Source organism: Virgibacillus dakarensis (assembly GCF_900155625.1).
Classification (GTDB): domain Bacteria; phylum Bacillota; class Bacilli; order Bacillales; family Amphibacillaceae; genus Lentibacillus_C; species Lentibacillus_C populi.
In genome coordinates this window covers 197,060-220,016 of record NZ_LT732554.1, presented here as the reverse complement: position 1 = coordinate 220,016, position 22,957 = coordinate 197,060, and the positions used below count along the sequence as shown (strand labels likewise).

Sequence of the window (22,957 nt, the reverse complement as noted above, 5' to 3'; positions counted from 1 at the left end):
TTTAACTTTGTTAAGGGAGGAATTATAATGATTACGTCACAAGCTGAGTTAAAGCCAAAGGTAAAAGAATTTTTAGAAGGAGATAAGGAGCTTTATATCAACGGTGAATTTGTTCCGGCAATTAGTGGGAAGAAATTTGAAGTGTTTAATCCGGCAACCGAAGAAGTCCTTGCTCAAGTAAGCGAGGCAGATAAAGCGGACGTTGATAAAGCGGTAAAAGCAGCACGAACGGCATTTGAAGAAGGCGAATGGCCGAAGCTTACTGCAGCCGAGCGTGCACATCTTATCTACAAGTTCGCTGATTTAATTGAACAAAACAGAGAAGAGCTTGCTCAATTAGAGGCATTGGATAACGGAAAACCGTTTGCGGTAGCTCTGGAAGATGATATTGATGGAACAGCTGAGCATTTTCGCTATTATGCAGGCTGGGCAACAAAGGTTCTTGGACAGACCGTACCAATTTCTCCGGACTATTTAAATTATACCCGGCATGAGCCAGTAGGTGTAGTCGGCCAGATCATACCTTGGAACTTTCCATTATCGATGGCCTCCTGGAAATTGGGTGCGGCACTTGCTACCGGCTGTACGGTCGTCTTAAAGCCAGCCGAGCAAACACCACTTTCCCTGCTTTATGCGGCAAAGCTGTTTAAAGAAGCAGGCTTCCCGGATGGCGTTGTTAATCTCGTACCTGGTTTTGGGGAAACCGCTGGTGCAGCAATTGTTGACCACGAAGACATCGACAAACTGGCATTCACTGGATCCACCGCTGTTGGTAAATCAATTATGCGTAAGGCCGCTGACTCGGTTAAACACGTTACCCTTGAGCTCGGTGGAAAGTCTCCGAATATTATTTTGGAGGATGCTGATGTGGAAAAAGCGATTGAGGGTGCGTTTGAGGGGATTATGTATAACCACGGGCAAAACTGTAGTGCTGGATCACGGGTATACGTTCACCGGAAACATTATGACTACGTTGTAGAAGAATTAGCAAAGCGGGCAGAAGCAGTGAAGCTTGGTAATGGATTAGATTCGGAAACAGACATGGGACCACTCGTATCTAAGGAACAGTTTGACCGTGTTCTTAACTACATTAAAATTGGGAAGGAAGAAGGAGCGCGGCTTGTCGCTGGTGGCGAAAAAGTGTTTGATAAAGGATATTTTGTTAAACCAACCGTTTTTGCTGATGTCAACGATGATATGACCATTGCCAGAGAAGAAATTTTTGGCCCGGTTGTAACGGTCCATCCATTCGATACAACGGAAGAGGTTGTGCGACGAGCAAATGACAGCATTTATGGCTTGGCTGCCGGGGTCTGGACGGAAAATATCAAGACTGGTCACCAAGTTGCCCATCGCTTGAAAGCAGGAACCGTCTGGATCAACGACTACAACCAGGAAAATCCTGCTGCTGCGTTTGGTGGCTATAAGCAATCAGGTATCGGACGCGAAATGGGTAATTATGCTTTGGATAATTACACGGAAATAAAAATGGTGTGGGTGAATTTACAATAAGCAGGTTTGAAAAGGGGAATCGGTGAAGGAGCCGGTTCCCCTTTGGTATAAAGGCTTGATTTAAGAAAAGAATAGGTTTGACTTATTTTTATTCCGATGGGCGTGAAGCGAATCGTGAAGAAACGGTGGAATTTATAATGCGGGATTTTCCGGATAATGTGTTAAAGGTCGGTTTTAATGAAATAATGGGGGAAGATTACATTGTTTTAAACTAGGTTAAATGAGAGGAAACTTCAGATGTGACGATCTTGAACTTCCCTTTTATTTTCAACCAAAAAAGTTGGTGAAACTTAGCTGGCAGTATATTAGTATGTAATTTATCCATAGCAGTATTTACTGTGATAAAATATAACATATTCCAATTGGTATGGAGGATTACATATGGAGCGCTTTACGGCTAACGTAATCGAAATCATTCAACGTATTCCGGAGGGTAAAGTCATGACGTATGGTCAAATTGCTAAACTTGCCGGAAGCCCCAGAGGAGCGAGACAGGTATCACGTATTCTTCATTCCATGAGCAGGAAATACCATCTTCCTTGGCACCGTGTCATTAATGCACAAGGAGAAATAAGTATTAAAAATGAAGAACTAGGGGCTATCCAAAAGCTTTCATTAGAAAGTGAAGGGGTGTCCTTCAACAGTGATGGTACAATTGATTCACAAAAGTACCAGCAAATGGGACCGTGTTAATTATATTTTGAATATTTGAAACGCGATATTTTTTCCGTTATAGTAATTGGTAGTAGGACTTGATAGTTTTTAAAGGAGAACAGCAGAAATGAAAGATATTGAGAAGCAGGATAAAGATTACCGCTATAAAATTGCCAATCGAGAAGCACTTATTGGTGTTGGTCTAGTTATTTTCAACTTTATTTGGTGGTTCGTGTTTGCCTATGGACTAGGAGGAAAGGATCCATCCGACTATTCCTATGTTATGGGCTTGCCGGCATGGTTTTTTTATAGCTGTGTCCTTGGATTTATTGTCATGGTCATATTGGTAACGATTGCCGTTAAAAAATGGTTTGTGGACATACCGTTTGATGAGGAGAAGGAAAGCGAATGAATTGGCAAGCAGTAGTTCCATTAATCGGGTTATTAATAGTTATTTTTGTTGTTGGCTTGTGGGCCAGTAAAGCGGTGAGAACATCGAATTCATTTATTCAGGAATATTTTTTGGGCAATCGCAATCTTGGCGGTTTTGTTTTAGCAATGACGATGACAGCTACATATGGCAGTGCCAGCAGTTTTATCGGTGGGCCAGGTACTGCCTATACCGAGGGACTTGGCTGGGTATTATTAGCAATGACCCAGGTTGCAACTGGCTATTTTGTGCTAATGGTACTCGGTAAAAAATTTGCGATTGTGACCCGGAAATATCATGCAGTGACAATGGTTGACTTTTTAAAGGAACGGTACCGGTCGAAGTGGGTTGTATTATTATCAGCATTTAGCATTATTATCTTTTTATTCTCCGCAATGGCGGCCCAGTGGATCGGCGGGGCGAGATTAATTGAATCATTGTTAGGTATACCGTATACGGGTGCATTGTTTATTTTTGCATTATCTGTATTAATTTACGTGACGATTGGTGGCTTTCGGGCTGTCGCATTAACGGATGCGGTACAAGGCATTATTATGTTTGTTGGGACGCTTATTTTGCTGATTGCCACGATTATTGCTGGAGGCGGTATTTCCAATATAATAACGGATTTAAGTACGGAGAATCCAAATTTAATTACACCATTCGGAGCGGATGGTACATTAACACCAGCATATGTGTCGTCGTTTTGGATTCTCGTTGGTGTTGGTGTAGTTGCCCTTCCGCAGATTGCTGTTCGAGCAATGTCATACAAAAACGCGAGGTCGATGCACCGGGCATTAATTATTGGCACTATTGTGGTTGGATTTATCATGCTGAACATGCATCTGATTGGTGTGTTTGCACGGCCAATTTTACCCGGTATCGAAGTTGGCGATAAAGTAATGCCGCTTATCGCGCTTGAAGTACTGCCAAATTGGCTTGCCGGTATCGTCTTAGCGGCTCCGATGGCGGCAATCATGTCAACAGTAGATTCTTTGCTGCTCTTGGTCAGCTCAGCAGTTGTAAAAGATTTGTATTTGAATTATATACAGCCAAAAGCATCCCATACAAAAGTTAAACGCCTGAGTATGGGGGTTACGGGACTATTGGGCGTCCTCGTGTTTATCATGGCTTTAGACCCGCCTGATTTGATTATTTGGTTAAACCTGTTTGCTTTTGGCGGACTGGAAGCAGCATTTATTTGGCCGGTTATTATGGGATTATATTGGAAAAAGGGAAACAAATATGGTGTGCTCGCTTCGATGGTTGTTGGCATAGTATTATATGTCCTGTCTGATCAATTTTATCCAAAACCGTTCGGACTTCATTCGGTAGTACTGCCAGTTATCCTGTCATTTGTTGCGTATGTAGGTGTTAGCTTGGTAACGCAAAAACGATGCCTGGGAGAGAATAGGGGGAAAGGGATTCATATAAAAGGGACGCGGCCGTGAAATCTAGAGACGCCTGCACCGTGGCAAGGCAGCTTTATGCACAATCTGAGCGTTAGGCATGCGGTAAAGTGAGACGGCCGCGCAATCCCAAGTCGTGCGAAAAATCATAACGGCTTTATTTTCGAACGACAAGGACTGGAATATGTGTCCGATGAAGTACACCGTGTGCAACACTCCCCAATAATGCTCTGTCGACTAAGCCGCGTCCGTGACTGCCAACGATAATTAAATTAGCATGCTTTTCTTTTGCAACGTTACAAATCGTTATACTTGGGTGCCCTGTCTGATGAATGAATTGAACACGATCCTTCCAATTACTGAATAAACGATTTTTTACATCCTCCTTAATTTGCTTTGTTAGTTGTTCCTCATAATTGTCTACAGATTCGGGAACAAGGTCATAAGCGTAATTTTCTTTTGCTGTTACGTATAACACAATGAGTTTTGCTTCCGGCCAAGCTTCTAAATATTCAGCAGTCAGCTGTGCGGCATGCTCGGAATATGCTGAGCCATCTGTAGCAAATAGAAATGTTTTCATTTGGCAATCCCCTTTTCTGAAAATTTCATCCTATACAATAAAATAAACGATAACCGTAAGACAAACCGATGTAATTGTCATTGCGATCAGTGGCTTCAATGCCTTTGTCCGTAAATCACGAAGGCTAACATTTAGACCAAGTCCGACCATGGTGGCAGTTAGTAACCATGTGGTGATATTGAAAACAGCATTCATGACGCCATCTGATACTGGAATCGAATGGCCAAACACATAGCTTCCTAGAACACTTAAAATAATGAAGCCCACCAAAAACCATGGAAATTCAATTTTGGCATCGGGTTGTTCAGAGTCTTTGTTTTTCCGCTTCATGATATAAATAAAGATAAAGCAGAGTGGTACGAGTAAAAATACACGGCCCAATTTTGCAAGTAAAGCAATTGCTGTTGCCTGTTCACCAGCAGGTTCAGCTGCAAGTGCTACATGGGCAACTTCATGTAAACTGGAACCCGACCAGATACCATAATCGATTGCATCCAATGGTAAAAATGGCCGTAGAATGGTGTAGCCAATCGCAAAGATCGTTCCCATGAGGGCAATAATGCCGACACCGATTGCGGTATCCTCATCCCTTGATTTAACAATCGGTGCTACAGCTGCGATCGCGGCTGCCCCACAAACTCCGGTTCCAATACCCAATAATAGGGAAATCATTTTATCAGCTTTCAATACTTTTGCTATCCAGATCGTTGCAAAGATGGCAAAAATAATAACCCCTGCATCACGAACAAGTAGTCCCAATCCATCATGTAGTACTGTATCAATATTTAGCTTAAGTCCATATAAAATGATGGCTGCCCGAAGTAATCGCTTGGATGAAAAAGCAATACCTGAACGAATTACTTCCGGATATCCAAAAATTTGCCGGAAAACGACGGCAATAATAATTGCACATGCCAATTGTCCGACATGGTCAAATCCAGGGACCAATGCTAAAAGATAACCTAATAATGCAATGAAAAAAGTAAATGCAACACCGCCAAACCATTTGACGAGTACAGACGGACTTTCCTGTTTTGGGGCTTGAATTGAATTTTGTAACGCCATTTGAGCACCTCCTAGTTACTAGCATAGGATATTTATTTCCATAAGGAAAATAAATCATTATAATAGTTATGATAAGTAAAATCGTATAATGGAATTTATAAATATAAATTTGGTGGTGATGAAAAATGGATCAACATTTACAAGTATTTGTAACAGTAGCAGAAAAGAAAAACTTTTCCCGGGCAGCGGAAGAACTTCATATGACACAGCCATCCGTAAGTCAATATATCCGTACATTTGAGGAGAATATTGGGACACGTTTGCTTGAACGAACGAATAAATATGTTCGTCTAAACAAAGCGGGCGAAATTGTTTATCACCATGCAAAGGAAATTCTTGGCTTGTATACCAACATGCAGCATCTTGTTGATGATTTGGTGAATAAAGCAAAAGGGCCATTGTCGATTGGCGCCAGCTACACGTTTGGGGAATATCTGTTGCCACGTATTATTGCTAATTTGCTGGAAACATATCCGGATATTCATCCTACTGTTACGATTGGCAATACAACAGAGATCGCCGATTTAGTGGCCACCCATCAATTGGATGTCGGAATCGTCGAGGGTCATTTTAAAGATCAGCAGTTAAGGGTAGAGGAATTTGCTGAGGACTACATGGTTGTTGTTGCTTCTCCTAATCATATCTTGGCAAAAAAGAGAGGTGTTGAAATCCTGGATTTAGAAAAGGTGACGTGGATCGTCCGGGAAAAAGGATCTGGTACAAGGGAAGCAACAGAAAAAGTGTTTCATCGCTTTAAACTTTCTCCCGCTAAATTAATGAATTTTGGCAGCACGCAGCCGATTAAAGAGGCGGTTGAGGCTGGACTGGGGATTAGCTTATTATCACGGTGGGCAATCCAAAAAGAATTGCGGAATGGGGATCTAAACATAATCAACATCAAAGGACTGCCGTTTTCAAGAAAGTTTTCAATTGTAACGAAATCCCCGTTTCAAACGAAAGCTTTAGAGGTCTTTCTTGGTTTATTGCGCAATAATAAGATGCTGACCACGTTTCATAATGGTAAAAGATAAAAAATAAGCATTGTTCATAAGCAAAGGACATCCCTTTGCTTATGACAATGACATAATTGAGCACATTATTTTTAACAGGTAAGAAAAGTGTCGGTTAGGCTATTTAGTTCGTTATAAGATGAGCCACGTCCAGTTTCAGCGTTAAGTGCCGCTTTTGTTTAGCGCTATTTTATTTTCGTTTCAAGTCGCTCATCAGCAAATTTCACAAAATAATCCAGTGACTTTGGATTAGCCAACGAGCCTTTGTTTACTACCTTGTCAACCGTTTTCCCCATCAGTATCTTCTTAATCGGAATTTCGAGCTTTTTCCCATTCAATGTTTTAGGAATATCTGAAACCTTGTACATAGCTGTCGGGACATGTCTAGGTGAACATTGTTCTTTAATTTGTTTCCTGATTGATTGTTTCATGTCATCTGTCAGTTCGTAGTCATCCTTCATTACAACAAATAATGGAACAAATGAATCACCGTTCTTATCCGGAATATCAACTATTAAACTATCAGCGACTTCCTTCACCTGATCGACAGCTCGATAGATTTCACTTGTACCAATCCGTACCCCTCCACGGTTGATCGTTGCATCAGAGCGTCCATAGATAACACATGTATGCCGGTTTGTAACCTTCAGATAGTCTCCATGTCGCCATGTTCCAGGGAATTCGTCAAAATAGCTATCGCGTAAACGGCTGCCATCGTGATCATTCCAAAAATATATTGGCATAGACGGAAATGGTTCGGTTAATACGAGCTCACCAACTTCATCTATTTGCGCTTCGGCCATATCATTAAAGCTTTCAATTTTTGCACCAAGTCCGCGGCATTGCAGTTCCCCGGCATAAACCGGCAAAATCGGTACACCAAGAATAAATGCTGTACATACATCGGTTCCACCGCTTGCTGAAGCAATCCACAAATCCTCTTTAACATTGTCATAACACCACTGGAATCCCTCTGGCGGTAGTGGTGATCCGGTTGAACTAATGTTTTGCAAATGGCTTAAATCAAAGTCTTTACCTGGGGTGATTTCATCTTTCATACATCCGGTGATAAAGCTTGCACTTGTACCGAAGACAGTCATTTTGGTTCGTTCAGCATATTTCCAAAGCATATTCTTATCCGGATAACCGGGACTACCGTCGTATAAAATGATTGTGCTGCCTGTTAAAAGGCCGCCGACAAGAAAATTCCACATCATCCAGCCTGTTGTTGTAAACCAAAAGAAACGACTATTCTCATCAAGATCAGCATGGAAGGTTAATGCCTTTAAGTGTTCGAGTAAAATACCACCTTGACTTTGTACAATTGGTTTTGGTTTACCGGTAGTACCAGAAGAAAATAATACCCAAAGCGGGTCATTGAATCCGACATGCTCATAGGCAAGTTCCGCTTGCACATTCGTACGCGCTGCCTCGTCCCACATCGTCGTATTTTTCAATCGAGTGCAATCCGGATTTTTCTGCAAATAAGGTATGACAATCGTTGCCTCCAGCGTTGGAAGCTCGGCTTGAATATTTTCAACAGTTGCCAAACGATCAAAGCTTTTTCCACCAAAACGATAGCCATCGACAGTCACCATTACTTTCGGTTCGATCTGCTTGAAACGATCAATTACACTTTGCGTACCAAATTCAGGTGAAGCACTCGACCAGATGGCGCCAAGGCTTGCGGTTGCCAGAAATGCAACAACAGATTCATAGATATTGGAAACATATGCAACGACGCGATCCCCTTTATGGACACCAAGGTTTTTCAATGTTTGCTGTAGTGCTGCCGTTTCTTTATAGAGCAGTTTCCACGTGATTTCAGAGGTTTTCCTTATCTCTGAGGAATGGATAATAGCTGGTTTTTGCTCGTCACGATTTCTGAAAATATGTTCGGTGTAATTAACTGTCGCTCCTGGAAACCATTTTGCACCAGGCATATCATGTGACGATAAGACGGCTTTGTATGGTTGATCCGCTTGGATATCAAAATACTCCCAGATCGATTCCCAGAATAATTCCAGCTCCTCTACAGACCACTTCCATAACGAATGGTAAGCTGTGAAATTCACGTGTTTATGCTGTTCTAACCATGTCATGTATTGATAAATATTTGCTTCTAGTTTTCGGTTCTCATCGGGCTGCCAAAGTAATGTTCCCTCTTTAATTGTAGCCATCCAACTCCCCCTATGCTCCTGAATAATGACTACTACTATTATAAGAAACCGCTTTCCATGTGTAAAGAGGTTGCATTGTCGATCCTCATGCACATATCTCTTTTTCTATAGGGGAAAGCCGGTAGCAATTTTAATTAAGAGCAAATTTCTTTATGCTGGACGGTAGACAGTGATGATGGTTTTGAATGGCTTCCAGCTATTACTACTCAAACTGGTGGAAAAAACCAGTGCCTGATTTTATCTAAAAGGGATTTTGGTTCATCCTGCTTTCTTTCCGTCACACTATCGTCATCGTCATCGACAAAAATAGTTTCCTTATCTATGGCAAAATCGTAGGTTAAGACCGCCCCGATTTCGGAATCATAATCTTCGTTCGTTATACTTGTATAAGGTATATTGTAAATTTTAGCTAATTTCCTTTCCTCTTCAAAAAAACGGGACGGGATATGACCGTTTAGTAAAAGTTTGCTATCAGGGTGCTTTTGCATGGCATCCTCCAGGCCATTCAATCCTTTATCTGCCATCACCTGACCCTTTGAGAGTGCCACCACAATACGCTCCCGCAGTGTCCCTAAGTACTTTAATCGTTCAGCCTGTTTCGGTTTGCGGACACCATATATCCCTTCGTTAAGGTAATCCTCTACCTTTTTCATTTTTTATCATCCTAGTCCTATTGTCCTTTACTATATTGTACACAATTAGCGAATGTCCAGGCAAATAATCTTTCGTAATATAAAAAATTGCCGTTGCTTATAAATAAATCTGTGTTAATTTGTTACGCATTAACGGGTTATAATTTCCTGCTGAATGAAGTTTTACTTTATTTAGCATACTGAGCAAATTTGATAAACGTGTTTTCGTCTTCGATTAACCCGCAAACACCGCATTGAATCCTGAACGCCGGACCACTGTATGTAATATGAAAAACTTCTGGTTCCTCAGTTGCATAATCATTTATCACATCACCGGTTTGCGCATCTAATTTTACCGGTGTAGCAACCTGCTCAATTAAATTAAACCGCGAACGATTTGTCTTGCAGTTCGGGCACCGATAAGCATGTCCCATCAAAAACACCTCCACATAATTGTTGACAAAATTCGGGGAGTGACAGGCACCCCCCGGTTCCTTAGCTTCTTTTAACCCGTTTGTCTGCTGCTTTACTTCTTGTTTGGGCTTCTTTATCATCTTGGTCGGCTAATTCTTCAGCAAATTCTACATCAATTCCATCTGATTTGAGGTTCTTTGGTGTTTGTGCAAGGTAGTTTCTACCTCTTGATTTGTTGTGCTCATCTCGTCCCACATTATCCACCACCTTATAATCAATAGAACTTACAGGTATAGTATGTGCACGTTTATTTCAATTCATGTGGATATTTCGGGTTTGTATGTGTAAAATTATACTCGGTAGTAATTGCGGTACTTTTTGATAGCCAAAAAAGAGAAGGCGCTCTATCATTAAAATGTATGCTTTGCACGGCATAATACATTTTAGAAAGAAGCCTTCTCATGGATCATATTATATCAAAGCTGTATGAATTAATAAAGAATACCACGAATCTAGTGGAGTTTGAAGAGAGAGCTCAAATTTTAATGTATAACTTCTTTTCCTCTTTGGTGGGGCGTATGTTCAGTGAATTAAATCAAGTCATTGTGGCACAAAGACGTGCAGATGACTGGAAAGTGGAAACCACAGATTCAAGAAGTGTACAATTTATGTTTGGGACGGTTACCTTTGATCATACGTTGATGTGGGATAAAAAGGGAAAAGCAGTCTATCCATTGGATGAGTGGATTGGTCTGCGGGATAGGCAGCGATACAGTCCATTGGTGGAACTGAAAGTAGCTGAAATGGCGAGTGAAAGTACATACCGGCAAGTGGCCCGTACTCTCAAGGAATGGACACCTGTAAGTTTAAGTCACCAAACAGTAGGAAATATGGTAAAGACTGTGGGTAAAGCCCAGGCAGAGATGGATCAAGAGATGGTGAAAGAGTTGGATGAAGCAGCGTCCCTGCCAGAAGGAAAAAAGGTTGATTTCTTTTATGCCGAGGCAGATGGTGTTTTTGTCCGCGGACTCCAAAAAAAACAGAGTATGGAAGTGCACCATGCGATCATGTATGAAGGATGGGAGAAAAACGGGAAACGTGTATCCCTTAAGGAACCGACAGTAATTATGACAACGCAATCTACAGATGCATTTTGGGATGAAACGCAGGCGATGGCATCCAGCCGATATACACTGGAAGACGCACAGGTTGTTACTAACAGTGACGGTGGCCCGGGTTATACAGTTGAAAGGTTTCAAGCTGCTTTTTCCCAATCGAATAAACCGATTTTAAACCAACTGGATGACTATCATATCTCACAAGGATTTAACCGTGCATTTGGCAGTGCAGGAAATGCCTATAAAGATGCAGGAAGAAAGGCACTGAAGGAACATGATTTAGAAGCATTCAAGCTTCAATTAGATACATACGAAAGCACATTGGAAGACGATAAGCAGATGGAGAAAATCAACGTCTTTCGCAGTTACATTCTCAACAATTGGGAACGCATTTACGACTGGCGGGATATTGTAACAGACAGCCCTAGAGATGCCAGGAAACTCGGTGCTATGGAATCCAACCAGCGGCATGTGTCTTTTCGTATGAAAAAGCGTGGAATGCATTGGAGTAATGATGGTGCGGAGGCAATGGTGAAAATCAAACAAGGCATGTTGAATAATACATTGCGTAACGCTTATCTGAAATGCAATGAACGGAGTACCAGGAAACAACGGGATGTAAAAAAAGCTGTCAGAGTGGCCCAATTATTACGTCAGCCAACACAACCATCTATTGGTGTAAAACAAGGTTCTGTCGCTTTATATGCGGCTCATTCAACAGCCATAGGTAACTTATTTAAAATATTACAATAAACCTCGTTTTTGATGGAACGGTCTTTGGTTTTTAAGACCGTTCTGTCAAAAATGAGGCCAGCAAGCGACAGCGCGGTAGCCGAACAAGGTGTACAAAATGGGAGCGCCTGAAATATTGGTATGAAAGCAACGTCGAGAAAAACTTGACACATACTTCGGGTTTACTAAAATTGACAGGCATCCCCAACAATTTTACAATTAGGATGGACTTTTCGGGGTTTTGGAGACGGTTTTACAGGATTAAAGTATAAGAAAAAACTTTGTCATTCGCTAATAGGCTGAGGTTAATGCCAAGTTTTACTGATACTGGAGAGGATTAGGGCATAATGAATAAACAGCAAGGTACGAAACAACAGCTATATGATTATATAAAAGTTATTCTTGGTGCAACACTTGTCGCACTAGCTTATAACATATTTTTATTACCGGCAAAGCTTGCTGCAGGCGGTATTTCCGGGGTAAGCACCATTTTATACGAATTGTATGATCTGAGTCCCGCATATACCCAGTTTTTAATCAATATTCCAATTTTTATTATTGGCTGGCTTGCACTCGGGAAAGATTTTAGCGGAAAAACACTTGTTGGAACATTTTGGGTTCCTTTTATCATTTATCTAAGTTCCGACTTTCCGTATACCATTACAAATCCATTGCTTGCCACGATCTATGGCGGAATTGTACTTGGTATTGGGCTTGGGATTGTTTATAAAGGCAACGGTTCAACAGGTGGGACTGCTGCAATCGCTCAAATTGTGAAGAAGTTTACCGGATTATCAAGCGGATATTCGCAGCTTATCGTTGATGGATTCGTTGTTATATCGTCCATTATTGTTTTTAATTTAGAGCTGACATTATTCGCGCTAATGTGTATTTATGTAACAAGTAAGGTAATTGACATGGTGCAATTGCAAACATCGTCAAACAAACTAATTTTAATTATTACGGAGAATGAAGAAAAGATCCAATCGATTATCCGCAACGAGATTGATCGGGGATTAACAAAAATTCGGTCAGTTGGCGGGTATTCAAATAACAGTAAAACGATGATTCTCTGTGTAGCCGAACAAACAGAGGCCGTTCATTTAAAACGTATTCTACAGCAGGAAGAGCCTACCGCTTTCGTCGTTTTTATCAATGCTTCAGAAATTCTCGGCCGCGGCTTTTCCCTGGACAAATACTATGGTCAAAAACTTTGATTGTGAGGTAACAACGGTTGCAGCCGTTGCTACCTTATTTTTTTAAACCGAACATTGACACATCAGTTTCAACCGGAGGGCGGGAACATCGACTCGGGGGTTCGGTATCAACCCAAGCTCGCAAACAACATCCTGATAGCACATACATCATTCAACAGTACTTTCATCTATCTCAATAACATATTCAAAATCACCACCATTATGTATATATTTTTTTATAAATTATAAACTAATAGAACGGATGATTATTCTTTATAGGAGGTCACGTAATGCCATTAAATATTACGCAAAAATTAATAAAGGATCACCTCGTTTCAGGGGAAATGATACCCGGAGCAGAGATAGGTCTTAAAATTGATCAAACATTAACACAGGATGCCACTGGGACGCTTGTAATGCTTGAACTGGAGGCGATGGAACTTGATCGGGCTAAAACGGAAGCGTCAGCCCAATATGTCGATCATAATCTTATTCAGGTAGACAGCAAGAACCCGGACGATCATCTATTTTTACAAAGTGCGACGAGACGTTTTGGCATCCATTTCAGCCGTCCGGGAAATGGTGTGAGTCATCCGGTTCACATGCAGCGATTGGCCAAGCCAGGGAAGACGCTGCTTGGTTCAGATAGTCACACATGTGCGAATGGGTGTATGGGAATGCTTGCAATGGGTGCAGGTGGGATTGATGTTGCATTAGCAATTGCCGGGGAGCCATTTTATGTGAAAATGCCAAAAGTGTGGGGTGTAAAGCTTACAGGAAAATTGCCTGATTGGGTAAGCGCAAAAGATGTGATTTTGGAAATGCTTCGTCGCCATGATGTGAAGGGAGGCGTCGGACGGGTAATTGAGTATTACGGACCCGGGGTGGAAACATTAAATGCTATGGACCGCCATGTTATTGCCAACATGGGAGCTGAACTTGGAGCCACAGGAACTGTTTTTCCGTCTGATAGAGAAATTAAACGATTTTTAAAAGACCAGGATCGGGAAAATGACTGGATGGAATTAGTGGCAGATAAGGGAGCAACGTATGATATTCATGAGGAGATTGACTTATCGGAAATTGAACCGCTGATTGCCAAACCATCAAGTCCCGGAAATGTTGTCCCTGTTTCCGAAATTGCAGGAACCCCGATATATCAATCCTATATAGGATCATCGGCAAATCCGGGGTTCCGTGACTTTGCAGTTGCGGCAGAAATGGTAAATGGCAGGCATATCGCGGATGGAATTTCCTTTGACATTAATCCGACATCAAGACAAATGCTGACCGATTTAGTGAAAGAAAGTCATATTGCCAGTCTGCTGCAATCCGGTGCTCGCTTGCATCAAGCTGGTTGTAATGGATGTATCGGAATGGGTCAGGCACCAGCTACAGGGCGAAATAGCTTACGTACAACGCCACGTAATTTTCCAGGTCGATCGGGAACCACTGAGGACAGTGTATTTCTTTGTAGTCCAGAAACGGCCGCAGCATCTGCATTAACAGGGAAAATTACGGATCCAAGGACACTTGATTTTGCTTATCCAAAAGTCAAAGATCCAAATAAACCAACTATAGATGTAAATCTATTGGATGAGCCATTGCCATTTGAGGAAGCAAAAAAGGTCGAATTACAAAAAGGGCCGAATATTGCATCTATACCGCAAATGGATGCCCTTCCTGATCATCTGGAATTACCTATTCTTTTAAAAATGGGCAATAATATATCAACTGATGAAATACTTGCCGGTGGTGCACGTGTTTTACCGTATCGGAGTAATCTTCCGGAAATCAGTAAATTTACGTTTGAGATTATTGATGACACATATTACAAACGTGGCAAGGAAACTGTTGAAAAAGGTGGTCATGCCATCGTGGGCGGTTTCAATTATGGGCAGGGATCAAGCAGGGAACATGCCGCATTAGCACCAAGGTATCTTGGCCTACGTGTCGCTTTAGTCAAAGACTTTGCCCGCATTCATTGGCAAAACCTTGTTAACTTTGGTGTACTGCCGCTGACTTTCGCAAATGAGGAAGATTATGACACCCTAAATCAGGGAGATGTTCTGGAAATTTCCGGACTAAAAAATAAAATAAAACAGGGTAATGAGTTTACCATTAATGTAAAAGGAAAAAACCAGCAAATAGGTGTAAAACATGCTTTATCGGAACGTCAAGTTGAAATCATGCTGAAAGGCGGGATCATTAATTGGGTAAAAGACCGCCAGCAATTAGCATAGAAGGGAGGGAACTCAAAAATGATTGATCGAGAAAAGACATGCAGAGCTTGTGAAGGTACAGGTATGCTTGCAGATGATGAAGGATGGCAATACAACTGCAGTGTTTGTAATGGTAGCGGAGTACTTCCTCAGGAGGGTGAATCCAGAGAGGCAAGGGTCATGTCAGTAGACGAGAATAACCGGCTTCTGGATTAATAGGCACGGATAAGTGGGTATAGCTATTTCCTGCGTTTTTAAGCACAATAAAAGAAGTAATCAACAGAGATACTATCGATTACTTCTTTTTAAGTTTATTCTTCATTTACATTTTGAGGATCTTCTGTTTCGGTTGCATCTTTTCCATACATATAGTCCGAAGCATCCACCGGTTTCCAATCATCGGTTGGCGTATAGAAACGTAATAAATCACCAAAAAGGAGTTTATCGGAAAGTTCCAGCTCGTGGCGCACCGTTTCTTTCAGTTCCTTCATTTGTTCCGTTTCTTCTATTTCTTCACCAGTACTATTGTCATAATAGGTTCCACCTAAACTTGTATATTTTGGTGTAACAAAGTCTCCATTACGGAATATTACAAAGTCTTTGTGGTCTTTAGAGAACATGTCTGTTCCAAATTGGATATAATTCTGCGCGTCAATTCCCATCAGGTGAAGTAATGTCGGCATTACATCAATTTCTCCGGAATATTCATGGTTAATACCCTGTCCTTCAACTCCAGGTATTTTAATCATAAATGGTACACGCTGAAGTTGAGCATTTTTGAATGGAGTAATCTCCTCACCCAAAAGCTGTTCCATTGCATTATTATGATTTTCCGAAATACCATAATGGTCACCGTAAATCATAATAACGGAGTCATCATATAATCCGGCCTCTTTTAAGTCATTAAAGAATTGCTCTAATGATTCGTCCAAATATCGAGCTGTCTGGAAATAGCGATCGACAGAAGGATCACCCGTTTCAGCAGGCTCAATGGTTGCATCTTCTTCATCAATTAAATACGGATGATGATTCGTCAGTGTAATTAAATGCGAATAAAAAGGTTGTTCCATTGACTCAAGCAGTGGAATGGACTCTTTAAAGAAAGGTTTGTCCTTCAAACCGTAATTAATTACTTGGTCTTCACTCATGTCGTAGTAACTAGAATCGAAAAATTTGTCAATACCAAATTGCTTATAAATTTCATCACGATTCCAGAATGATCTTTTATCACCGTGTAAAACTGCTGACGTGTAACCTTGCTGCTGATCCAGAATTGCCGGCAATGCCTGATACGTGTTCTTGCCTTTTGTTACAAACGCTGCACCCTGTGGCAACCCGTATATCGAGTTATCAAGGATTAATTCAGCATCTGCCGTTTTTCCTTGTTCTGTTTGGTGAAAGAAATTATCGAAATACGTAAAATTTTTACTTTGGTCGTGAACCAGCGAGTTTAAGAACGGTGTTACTTCTTCCCCGTGTAATTTATAGTCGATTAAAAATGACTGGAAAGATTCCAAATGGATCTTAATAATATTTTTTTCTTTGGCAACACCGAATAATTTGGAATTTGGTTCCGCATATTTATTTTTCGTATAATTTTCTACCTCTGTAACGTCACTGCTATCTGCCAATACACGTTGGGATGATGAATGGATGCTCTGTAACGCATCGTACAGCGCAAAATTATACGATCCCAAATATTTCACAATGTAGTTACGATCAAATGTCCTTTTCAGCAATTGCGGACGATCAATCTCAGCCAATCCCAGGTTTACCGTAAAGGCAATAACACCTACAGCCATGATGATTAATGGCTTTCTGACCTGTAAACGGCTAACAGACCAGTTGGCTTTACTCCACATAAATAAAACAATCAGGATAACAATATCTGCAAAATAAAAGACATCATACCACTCTGCTAAACTAGCAATACTTCCGCCAAGGCTGCCAAAATTACTAGTTTGTGTCAGTGTTGGCAATGTTATATAATCATTGTTGAAACGATAGTATACAACATTGGCGTACACAAGAAAGCTCATCAGAAAATCAATAATGATAATCCATGATCCTGCTTTTCTTCCTTTAGCAAATAAGGCAATACCCAGAAAAACCAATATTGCGCTTAACGGGTTAATAAATAATAGAAATTGTTGTAGACCATTATCGATATCCAAATTAAATTCAAATACATATATCATATACGTTTTTATCCAGAGTAAAACAACTGCAACAAAAAAGAACCCCATTTTGGATGAAGGTATATTCTTCATTGTTTTTCACCTCAACTATTTTGGTTTTTATAATAGTAACCTCAATCATCGTATTCTAAACCAAAATATAAATAAATGCAAGGGCTATACAAAAGTTACCAATAAGGTGAATATTCGGGGTGAATAGGTCTAAATAACTGCCTGTCACCATTTGGTGACAGGCAGTTTAACCGCTTTCAGCACAGGTCGCCCAGCGGCTAGTGGAGCTTAGTGAGGCATTGTACCCTGAACGGGTGCATAACTATTTTGAAATGCTTGCATGTCCTGCTGATTTAATTGTGGAACTTGATAATATTGATGTTTGTTTTGATACAAAAATACCTCATAGGCCATTTCGATCACATTCGGAATACTGTCTGCAAAAATGCGTCTTAAGACAGGGTTGGTCATCTCCAATGCGGTCATGGTAAATGCGGAAGCAGTAGATTTTAACTGACCAAGCATAAAGCCGGATATACACTGATCGTTTAATTCATTTACCGATTGACTAGGAGTTTTTGGAGAAGATGGCTTCATGCCGTAAATAACATTATTGTTTTGCTCCATCTCGTAGGATTGTGTTTTTACCGTCGGATCCTGTCCCGATTTAAAAGTTTCACATATTGTGTTGTAAAGCTGTGTACAAAATGCGCGATGACGCTGGGCAATTCCCATTAATTCCTGGTCTTGAATGTGCTGTTCATATAATAAATATTGCTCCAGTCCACCTGTTAATGTTGATAAGGCTTCATGAGCATCAAACATGTCATGTCCACCAAAGTCTTGCTGTGATGGCATTTGTGGTGATCCTTGCAAATTTTGCTGCTGATTTTGATTTTGCACCTACATTACCTCCTTCAAATTTGTCAGCGTTATTTTATCCTGTTTCAAAAAAAGTATTCATACACACTTGTTAACCGGATGACAGAAGTTAATTGTAACTACTATGCTCCCATCTCTTCCTTGAATTCAGTTAATTTTTCCATCGTTTCATCAATAAGCTGCTGAACCATTACGACGTTTGGCTGATCTTTTCCTGCTTCGGCAATCAGCGGATATAAGCTTCGTTCAATGTCTTCGTATGCGACGGGATCCATCTTTTCTACCCGCTTTTCGATTTTATCCCAATTGGCTTCCACATCTTTGCCGCTTGTTTGGATTGCTGTCGTATCATCGGGGGATTGCTCCGTTACTGCTTTAAATTCTTTTAAAGCGATTAAAACAGTTTCGATTCCGCTTGAAATCTCTTCTGCCATACTATGATTGAGCTGGATAGAATCTCCAGTACCAATTTCGGCTGAAGGCATATTACGATTTGCTCCATATGCAATCACGACCAATGCTAAAATTACAACTAAACCATAAAGAAGTTTTTTCAAAATAATTCCTCCTTGTTTCACCAACTTTGTCCTTGGTTGGGATATTTTGTTTTAGTATCTAACTTTTTGAAACTTTTATGCAGGGGTTTTGGATATTTAAAAGGTTCTTTGATAATTTTTTTGTAACAACGTTTTGAAATCCTGTATAATGATAAAAGACGCCCATTTTAGTGAAAATTATGAATAAAAGTACAGAAGGAAGGATCAAAATGAAAGCAAAGAAACCGATACAAATTGATGAACGGATTTACCTGATTGACGGTTATGATCTTGGTGTTCCGGGACGAACAGGTACATACGTGATTGATGAAGAGGACTTGACATTGATTGAAACAGGCCCCAGCCCGTCGGTTAAGTATATTAAGCAGGGATTAGAATCGCTTGGTTTTTCATTGGAACAGGTAAAGTATATTATCGTCACACATATTCATTTAGATCATGCAGGGGGTGCCGGCTTATTTATCCAATCGTGTCCAAACGCGCAAATTATTGTTCATCCCAAAGGGGCGCGGCATCTTGCAAATCCGAAGCGGCTAGTGGCTGGGGCACGAGCAGTTTATGGCGACAGTTTTGCGGAATTATTCGACCCGATTATTCCGGTATCCGAGGAAAGGTTACTTATTAAAGGGGAAGGAGATACATTACAAATTAGTTCGGCATGTACGCTTGCATTTTTTGATACACCGGGTCATGCCAAACACCATTTTTGTATTTTCGATCCGGTTAGTAACGGTATTTTTACTGGAGATACGGTTGGAATTCGTTATGAGCAGTTAGTACGTGATGGCGTTGATTTATTTTTACCTTCTACATCCCCTAATCAATTTGATCCGGAAGCAATGCGTTCTGCGATTGAACGAATACGCAGCATGAATGTGGATCGGATCTTTTTTGGCCACTTTGGGATGACGGAAAAGGTGGATGAAGCGCTGAAGCAAGTATCTGAATGGCTTACTGTTTTCGAGCAGGAAGGCGAGCAAGTTTTCAAGGAAGGAAAGGGATATAATGAACTTGCGGGACGAATGCTGCAGCATGTAAAAGAATATTTGCGGACATTACTGGTTGAAGATGATCATGGGGTATATATATTAATTAACGTTGACATGCAGGTTAGCGCACTTGGTTTAATTGATTATTATCAGAAACGAAATAGGTAAAAAAGTGCTTGCGAAGGTTAAGTGCTTAAACGTGGAGTATGAAAAAAGCGATACATTCCATGAACGGAATAAATCGCTTTTTCATATATAAAAAATTAATTTTTTTTATTCTGAGAAAACCCTTAATTCGCGGGTAATGTAAGCGCAAACATTTAGTTCTGATTTATCGAAAGTATCAAAAAAATGAAAAATGCCTGTTGACCCTTTTGGAAAAACGTTGTATGATAATTCGCAATATCATTAATAAAGTTTCCATATGGCGATTAACTCGATGACGGGAATAAAGGATAAGCGAAATGTATTTACAGAGATCTAGGGTTGCTGGAAGCCTAGAAATACATCTTACTCCGACATCTTCCCTGAGTGCTGGGCTGAACAGATGAAGAACTAATTAGGCTTAGCCAGGTGCTTCGATGCACCTGTTATCAAAGTGGGCTGGATTTTAGTCCATGAGGCAGTATTCGCGAGAATGCTGTAAACCTGGGTGGTACCGTGAAAAGAAAGACCCTTTTCATCCCAATAAATTCTGATGATACGCAGATTTTGGGGTGAGAAGGGTCTTTATTAATTTTTATATACAAGGAGGTATGAACAAAGTGAAAGTGGAGGTTGAAGGTGAATTGGATAGTGCAAAAAAATCAATAACGGGTGCTGAACTGCTCATTGAAACATTAGAAGAAGCAGGAGTAGACACACTGTTTGGTTATCCGGGTGGTGCTGTCTTACCGATTTACGATGCATTGTATCGCAGTAAGACGTCTTTTAAGCACATTCTTGGAAGACATGAACAGGGATCCATTCATGCTGCGGAAGGATATGCCCGTGTTACTGGGAAACCTGGTGTAGTATTAGCAACATCAGGACCGGGCGCAACAAATTTGGTAACTGGAATAGCGGATGCCATGATGGACTCGCTTCCACTTGTGATCTTTACCGGTCAGGTAGGAAGCAATGTGATCGGGACAGATGCATTTCAGGAAACAGATGTTATGGGGGTTACAACGCCTATTACAAAATACAATTACCAAATAAAACAATTGTCCGAATTGCCAAGGGTTGTAAAAGAAGCTTTTCATATTGCAACTACAGGAAGACCGGGGCCAGTTGTTATTGATATACCGAAGAACATCTCGACTCAAGCTTCGGCTGAAAAATTTAACAGTGATGTTCATTTGCCGGGATATCAACCGACAATAAAGCCGAATCCGTTACAAATTGTAAAGCTTGCTGATGCGATATCCAAATCCAAAAAACCTATGGTACTTGCCGGAGCGGGTGTATTATTTGGTAAAGCCTCTCACGAACTAAAGATGTTTGTCGAGAAATATCAACTTCCAATCACAACTACCTTACTTGGTTTAGGGAGTTTTCCAGGAACTAACCCGCTGTTTTTAGGGATGGCCGGTATGCATGGAACGTATGCAGCGAATATGGCAATTTATGAATGTGATTTGTTGATTAATATTGGAGCGCGATTCGATGACCGCTTAACTGGAAGTTTGGAACACTTCGCGCCAAACGCTAAAATTGCCCATATTGATATTGATCCAGCGGAAATTGGCAAGAACATTCCGACTGAAATTCCAGTTGTTGCCGATTCCAGAGAAGGATTACTAGCATTGTTAAATAGTTCAATCGAAGTACCCGATAATCAAGCCTGGAAAGAAAAATTGCAAGCTAATAAAGCGAACTTCCCGTTATGGTACGAAAGGTCAGAAGAGTCAGTATCACCGCAATGGCTCATAGAACAAGTGTATCGCAAGTCAAATGGAGAAGCGATTGTCACAACAGATGTTGGTCAGCACCAAATGTGGGCGGCTCAATTTTATCATTTTGATAAACCGGACAAATGGGTAACGTCGGGTGGCCTTGGAACGATGGGGTTTGGCTTTCCGGCAGCAATCGGAGCACAATTAGGTGCACCGGATGAAGTTGTTGTTGCAATTGTTGGTGATGGTGGCTTCCAAATGACACTTCAGGAACTTTCCATGCTGAAGGATTATCAGCTGCCAGTAAAGGTTCTCATTGTTAATAATGGCTCACTAGGAATGGTTAGACAGTGGCAGGAGAAATTTTACGAAGAACGTTACGCAGAGTCCATCATTTCAAGTCCGGACTTCGTAAAATTAGCAGAGAGTTACGGTGTTCGTGGACTGAAAGTTGAAAAAGAGGAAGAGGTCCCAGAAATGCTTGATGCTATTTTTGCAAGTGACGAACCTGTTGTTGTCGATTGCCGCGTAGTCAAAATGGAATGTGTCTTCCCAATGGTTCCTACAGGAAAGGGAAACCACGAAATGATTGGGGTGACGAAATGAAACGGATTATAACAGCAACCGTTCAGAATCGCAGCGGGGTGCTTAATCGGATTACAGGGATGCTTTCCAAACGCCAATTTAATATCGAGAGTATTTCCGTTGGCAGTTCGGAAACGGAGGGCATATCCAAGATGACACTCGTTGTTGATGTAAGTGATGATCAAAAGTCAGAGCAGTTGACAAAACAGTTAAACAAGCAAATTGATGTCATTAAAGTGTCGGATATTACAGACAAGGCAATGGTTGCCAGGGAACTAGCCTTGATAAAAGTAGTTGGAAGCGGGCAAACGAGAGCAGAAATTCAAGGAGTTATCGCTCCCTTTCGTGCATCTGTAATTGATGTTAGCAAAGATAGTCTGACGATCCAGGTCACTGGTAAACCGGATAAGGTAGATGCCCTGATCACATTGCTTAAACCTTATGGAATAAAAGAATTAACCAAAACAGGGATGACAGCATTTCTGAGAGGACAGCAGAAGTCGGTTACAGAAATAAATTATTTATCCATTTAACGAACAAAGGCGCAAGCCCCCCGTTTAGCGGCGTATATGCTGCGCCCTGCCAAGCAGGGTGGTTCGGTGTTGCCGCGCAAAGCGGCGGTTTTAACCGAACATTCCTACGTAGGAGATAAAGGAAATACGACGACCAAAGGGAGTCGATGTTGACTTATCGTACGAAGGTGAAGGAAGCATACTAGCCGCTG

General features: G+C 41.0%; 22 protein-coding genes. 13 read left to right on the top strand and 9 right to left on the bottom strand.

Annotation, left to right across the window (positions count from 1 at the left end):
- Window positions 1-27 precede the first annotated feature (27 nt).
- The 5 genes from CZ382_RS10630 to panF all read left to right on the top strand — a co-directional run bounded on the left by CZ382_RS10630 (window position 28) and on the right by panF (window position 4,047).
- Window positions 28-1,512, top strand: coding sequence for an aldehyde dehydrogenase family protein (locus tag CZ382_RS10630; RefSeq protein ID WP_088051231.1), 1,485 nt, complete (start codon window positions 28-30; stop codon window positions 1,510-1,512).
- A gap of 77 nt (window positions 1,513-1,589) precedes the next feature.
- A complete protein-coding gene (locus tag CZ382_RS23720) occupies window positions 1,590-1,727 on the top strand; it encodes a hypothetical protein (protein ID WP_159457788.1) in 138 nt (45 codons plus the stop codon).
- 166 nt (window positions 1,728-1,893) lie between these two features.
- On the top strand, window positions 1,894-2,205 hold the full coding sequence (locus tag CZ382_RS10625) for an MGMT family protein (RefSeq protein WP_088051230.1): 312 nt from the start codon (window positions 1,894-1,896) through the stop codon (window positions 2,203-2,205).
- Between the two features lie 88 nt (window positions 2,206-2,293).
- Window positions 2,294-2,578 carry a YhdT family protein gene (locus CZ382_RS10620; RefSeq protein WP_088051229.1) on the top strand — a complete coding sequence of 95 codons (285 nt, stop codon included), beginning with the start codon at window positions 2,294-2,296 and terminating at the stop codon, window positions 2,576-2,578.
- A complete protein-coding gene (panF, locus tag CZ382_RS10615) occupies window positions 2,575-4,047 on the top strand; it encodes a sodium/pantothenate symporter (RefSeq protein WP_088051228.1) in 1,473 nt (490 codons plus the stop codon). Before CZ382_RS10620 ends, panF begins: the two co-directional genes overlap by 4 nt.
- A gap of 115 nt (window positions 4,048-4,162) precedes the next feature.
- Here the strand turns inward: panF and CZ382_RS10610 are convergent, their stop codons facing one another.
- Both CZ382_RS10610 and CZ382_RS10605 read right to left on the bottom strand, forming a co-directional pair.
- Complete coding sequence (locus tag CZ382_RS10610; protein ID WP_088051227.1) at window positions 4,163-4,585, bottom strand: universal stress protein; 423 nt, start codon at window positions 4,583-4,585, stop codon at window positions 4,163-4,165.
- A 30-nt stretch (window positions 4,586-4,615) separates the two neighbouring features.
- Complete coding sequence (locus CZ382_RS10605) at window positions 4,616-5,650, bottom strand: YeiH family protein (protein ID WP_088051226.1); 1,035 nt, start codon at window positions 5,648-5,650, stop codon at window positions 4,616-4,618.
- A gap of 125 nt (window positions 5,651-5,775) precedes the next feature.
- On the opposite strand from CZ382_RS10605, the gene CZ382_RS10600 reads away from it, so the two are divergent.
- Window positions 5,776-6,681 (top strand): LysR family transcriptional regulator, encoded by a 906-nt coding sequence (locus CZ382_RS10600; protein ID WP_088051225.1) that lies wholly within the window; start codon window positions 5,776-5,778, stop codon window positions 6,679-6,681.
- Between the two features lie 164 nt (window positions 6,682-6,845).
- Here the strand turns inward: CZ382_RS10600 and CZ382_RS10595 are convergent, their stop codons facing one another.
- The 4 genes from CZ382_RS10595 to CZ382_RS10580 form a co-directional block, all read right to left on the bottom strand.
- Window positions 6,846-8,840 (bottom strand): acetoacetate--CoA ligase, encoded by a 1,995-nt coding sequence (locus CZ382_RS10595; protein WP_088051224.1) that lies wholly within the window; start codon window positions 8,838-8,840, stop codon window positions 6,846-6,848.
- A 206-nt stretch (window positions 8,841-9,046) separates the two neighbouring features.
- Complete coding sequence (locus CZ382_RS10590) at window positions 9,047-9,493, bottom strand: YueI family protein (RefSeq protein WP_088051223.1); 447 nt, start codon at window positions 9,491-9,493, stop codon at window positions 9,047-9,049.
- Window positions 9,494-9,660: 167 nt separating this feature from the next.
- Window positions 9,661-9,906, bottom strand: coding sequence for a DNA alkylation repair protein (locus CZ382_RS10585; protein WP_088051222.1), 246 nt, complete (start codon window positions 9,904-9,906; stop codon window positions 9,661-9,663).
- 61 nt (window positions 9,907-9,967) lie between these two features.
- The gene (locus tag CZ382_RS10580) at window positions 9,968-10,141 is read right to left on the bottom strand and encodes a YfhD family protein (protein WP_088051221.1); all 174 of its coding nucleotides are present in this window, start codon (window positions 10,139-10,141) and stop codon (window positions 9,968-9,970) included.
- A 206-nt stretch (window positions 10,142-10,347) separates the two neighbouring features.
- On the opposite strand from CZ382_RS10580, the gene CZ382_RS10575 reads away from it, so the two are divergent.
- The 4 genes from CZ382_RS10575 to CZ382_RS23715 all read left to right on the top strand — a co-directional run bounded on the left by CZ382_RS10575 (window position 10,348) and on the right by CZ382_RS23715 (window position 15,370).
- Window positions 10,348-11,757 (top strand): ISLre2 family transposase, encoded by a 1,410-nt coding sequence (locus CZ382_RS10575; RefSeq protein WP_088049839.1) that lies wholly within the window; start codon window positions 10,348-10,350, stop codon window positions 11,755-11,757.
- A gap of 326 nt (window positions 11,758-12,083) precedes the next feature.
- Window positions 12,084-12,953, top strand: a complete 870-nt coding sequence (locus CZ382_RS10570; RefSeq protein ID WP_088051220.1) for a YitT family protein — start codon at window positions 12,084-12,086, stop codon at window positions 12,951-12,953.
- 269 nt (window positions 12,954-13,222) lie between these two features.
- Window positions 13,223-15,175 carry an aconitate hydratase gene (locus CZ382_RS10565; RefSeq protein WP_088051219.1) on the top strand — a complete coding sequence of 651 codons (1,953 nt, stop codon included), beginning with the start codon at window positions 13,223-13,225 and terminating at the stop codon, window positions 15,173-15,175.
- Window positions 15,176-15,193: 18 nt separating this feature from the next.
- A complete protein-coding gene (locus tag CZ382_RS23715; protein ID WP_155554271.1) occupies window positions 15,194-15,370 on the top strand; it encodes a hypothetical protein in 177 nt (58 codons plus the stop codon).
- Between the two features lie 95 nt (window positions 15,371-15,465).
- On the opposite strand, the gene CZ382_RS10560 is transcribed toward CZ382_RS23715, so the two are convergent.
- The 3 genes from CZ382_RS10560 to CZ382_RS10550 all read right to left on the bottom strand — a co-directional run bounded on the left by CZ382_RS10560 (window position 15,466) and on the right by CZ382_RS10550 (window position 18,782).
- Window positions 15,466-17,424, bottom strand: a complete 1,959-nt coding sequence (locus CZ382_RS10560) for an LTA synthase family protein (RefSeq protein ID WP_088051218.1) — start codon at window positions 17,422-17,424, stop codon at window positions 15,466-15,468.
- Window positions 17,425-17,631: 207 nt separating this feature from the next.
- Window positions 17,632-18,246 (bottom strand): spore coat protein, encoded by a 615-nt coding sequence (locus tag CZ382_RS10555; RefSeq protein ID WP_088051217.1) that lies wholly within the window; start codon window positions 18,244-18,246, stop codon window positions 17,632-17,634.
- A gap of 101 nt (window positions 18,247-18,347) precedes the next feature.
- Window positions 18,348-18,782 carry a hypothetical protein gene (locus CZ382_RS10550; RefSeq protein WP_088051216.1) on the bottom strand — a complete coding sequence of 145 codons (435 nt, stop codon included), beginning with the start codon at window positions 18,780-18,782 and terminating at the stop codon, window positions 18,348-18,350.
- A gap of 209 nt (window positions 18,783-18,991) precedes the next feature.
- Between CZ382_RS10550 and CZ382_RS10545 the strand changes: the two genes are divergently transcribed.
- From CZ382_RS10545 to ilvN, 3 genes are all read left to right on the top strand, one after another.
- The gene (locus CZ382_RS10545; protein ID WP_088051215.1) at window positions 18,992-19,939 is read left to right on the top strand and encodes an MBL fold metallo-hydrolase; all 948 of its coding nucleotides are present in this window, start codon (window positions 18,992-18,994) and stop codon (window positions 19,937-19,939) included.
- Between the two features lie 587 nt (window positions 19,940-20,526).
- Window positions 20,527-22,254, top strand: a complete 1,728-nt coding sequence (gene ilvB, locus CZ382_RS10540; RefSeq protein ID WP_088051214.1) for a biosynthetic-type acetolactate synthase large subunit — start codon at window positions 20,527-20,529, stop codon at window positions 22,252-22,254.
- On the top strand, window positions 22,251-22,766 hold the full coding sequence (ilvN, locus tag CZ382_RS10535) for an acetolactate synthase small subunit (RefSeq protein ID WP_088051213.1): 516 nt from the start codon (window positions 22,251-22,253) through the stop codon (window positions 22,764-22,766). Before ilvB ends, ilvN begins: the two co-directional genes overlap by 4 nt.
- Window positions 22,767-22,957: the final 191 nt, after the last annotated feature.

Coding starts and splice junctions, on each gene's coding strand:
- CZ382_RS10565 (WP_088051219.1), top strand. CDS start 13,223: ATGCCATTAAATATTACGCAAAAATTAATAAAGGATCACCTCGTTTCA.
- ilvN (WP_088051213.1), top strand. CDS start 22,251: ATGAAACGGATTATAACAGCAACCGTTCAGAATCGCAGCGGGGTGCTT.
- CZ382_RS10610 (WP_088051227.1), bottom strand. CDS start 4,585: ATGAAAACATTTCTATTTGCTACAGATGGCTCAGCATATTCCGAGCAT.
- CZ382_RS10620 (WP_088051229.1), top strand. CDS start 2,294: ATGAAAGATATTGAGAAGCAGGATAAAGATTACCGCTATAAAATTGCC.
- panF (WP_088051228.1), top strand. CDS start 2,575: ATGAATTGGCAAGCAGTAGTTCCATTAATCGGGTTATTAATAGTTATT.
- CZ382_RS10590 (WP_088051223.1), bottom strand. CDS start 9,493: ATGAAAAAGGTAGAGGATTACCTTAACGAAGGGATATATGGTGTCCGC.
- CZ382_RS10545 (WP_088051215.1), top strand. CDS start 18,992: ATGAAAGCAAAGAAACCGATACAAATTGATGAACGGATTTACCTGATT.
- CZ382_RS10560 (WP_088051218.1), bottom strand. CDS start 17,424: ATGAAGAATATACCTTCATCCAAAATGGGGTTCTTTTTTGTTGCAGTT.
- CZ382_RS23715 (WP_155554271.1), top strand. CDS start 15,194: ATGATTGATCGAGAAAAGACATGCAGAGCTTGTGAAGGTACAGGTATG.
- CZ382_RS10625 (WP_088051230.1), top strand. CDS start 1,894: ATGGAGCGCTTTACGGCTAACGTAATCGAAATCATTCAACGTATTCCG.
- CZ382_RS10570 (WP_088051220.1), top strand. CDS start 12,084: ATGAATAAACAGCAAGGTACGAAACAACAGCTATATGATTATATAAAA.
- CZ382_RS10575 (WP_088049839.1), top strand. CDS start 10,348: ATGGATCATATTATATCAAAGCTGTATGAATTAATAAAGAATACCACG.
- CZ382_RS10600 (WP_088051225.1), top strand. CDS start 5,776: ATGGATCAACATTTACAAGTATTTGTAACAGTAGCAGAAAAGAAAAAC.
- CZ382_RS10605 (WP_088051226.1), bottom strand. CDS start 5,650: ATGGCGTTACAAAATTCAATTCAAGCCCCAAAACAGGAAAGTCCGTCT.
- ilvB (WP_088051214.1), top strand. CDS start 20,527: ATGAACAAAGTGAAAGTGGAGGTTGAAGGTGAATTGGATAGTGCAAAA.
- CZ382_RS10585 (WP_088051222.1), bottom strand. CDS start 9,906: ATGGGACATGCTTATCGGTGCCCGAACTGCAAGACAAATCGTTCGCGG.
- CZ382_RS10595 (WP_088051224.1), bottom strand. CDS start 8,840: ATGGCTACAATTAAAGAGGGAACATTACTTTGGCAGCCCGATGAGAAC.
- CZ382_RS10630 (WP_088051231.1), top strand. CDS start 28: ATGATTACGTCACAAGCTGAGTTAAAGCCAAAGGTAAAAGAATTTTTA.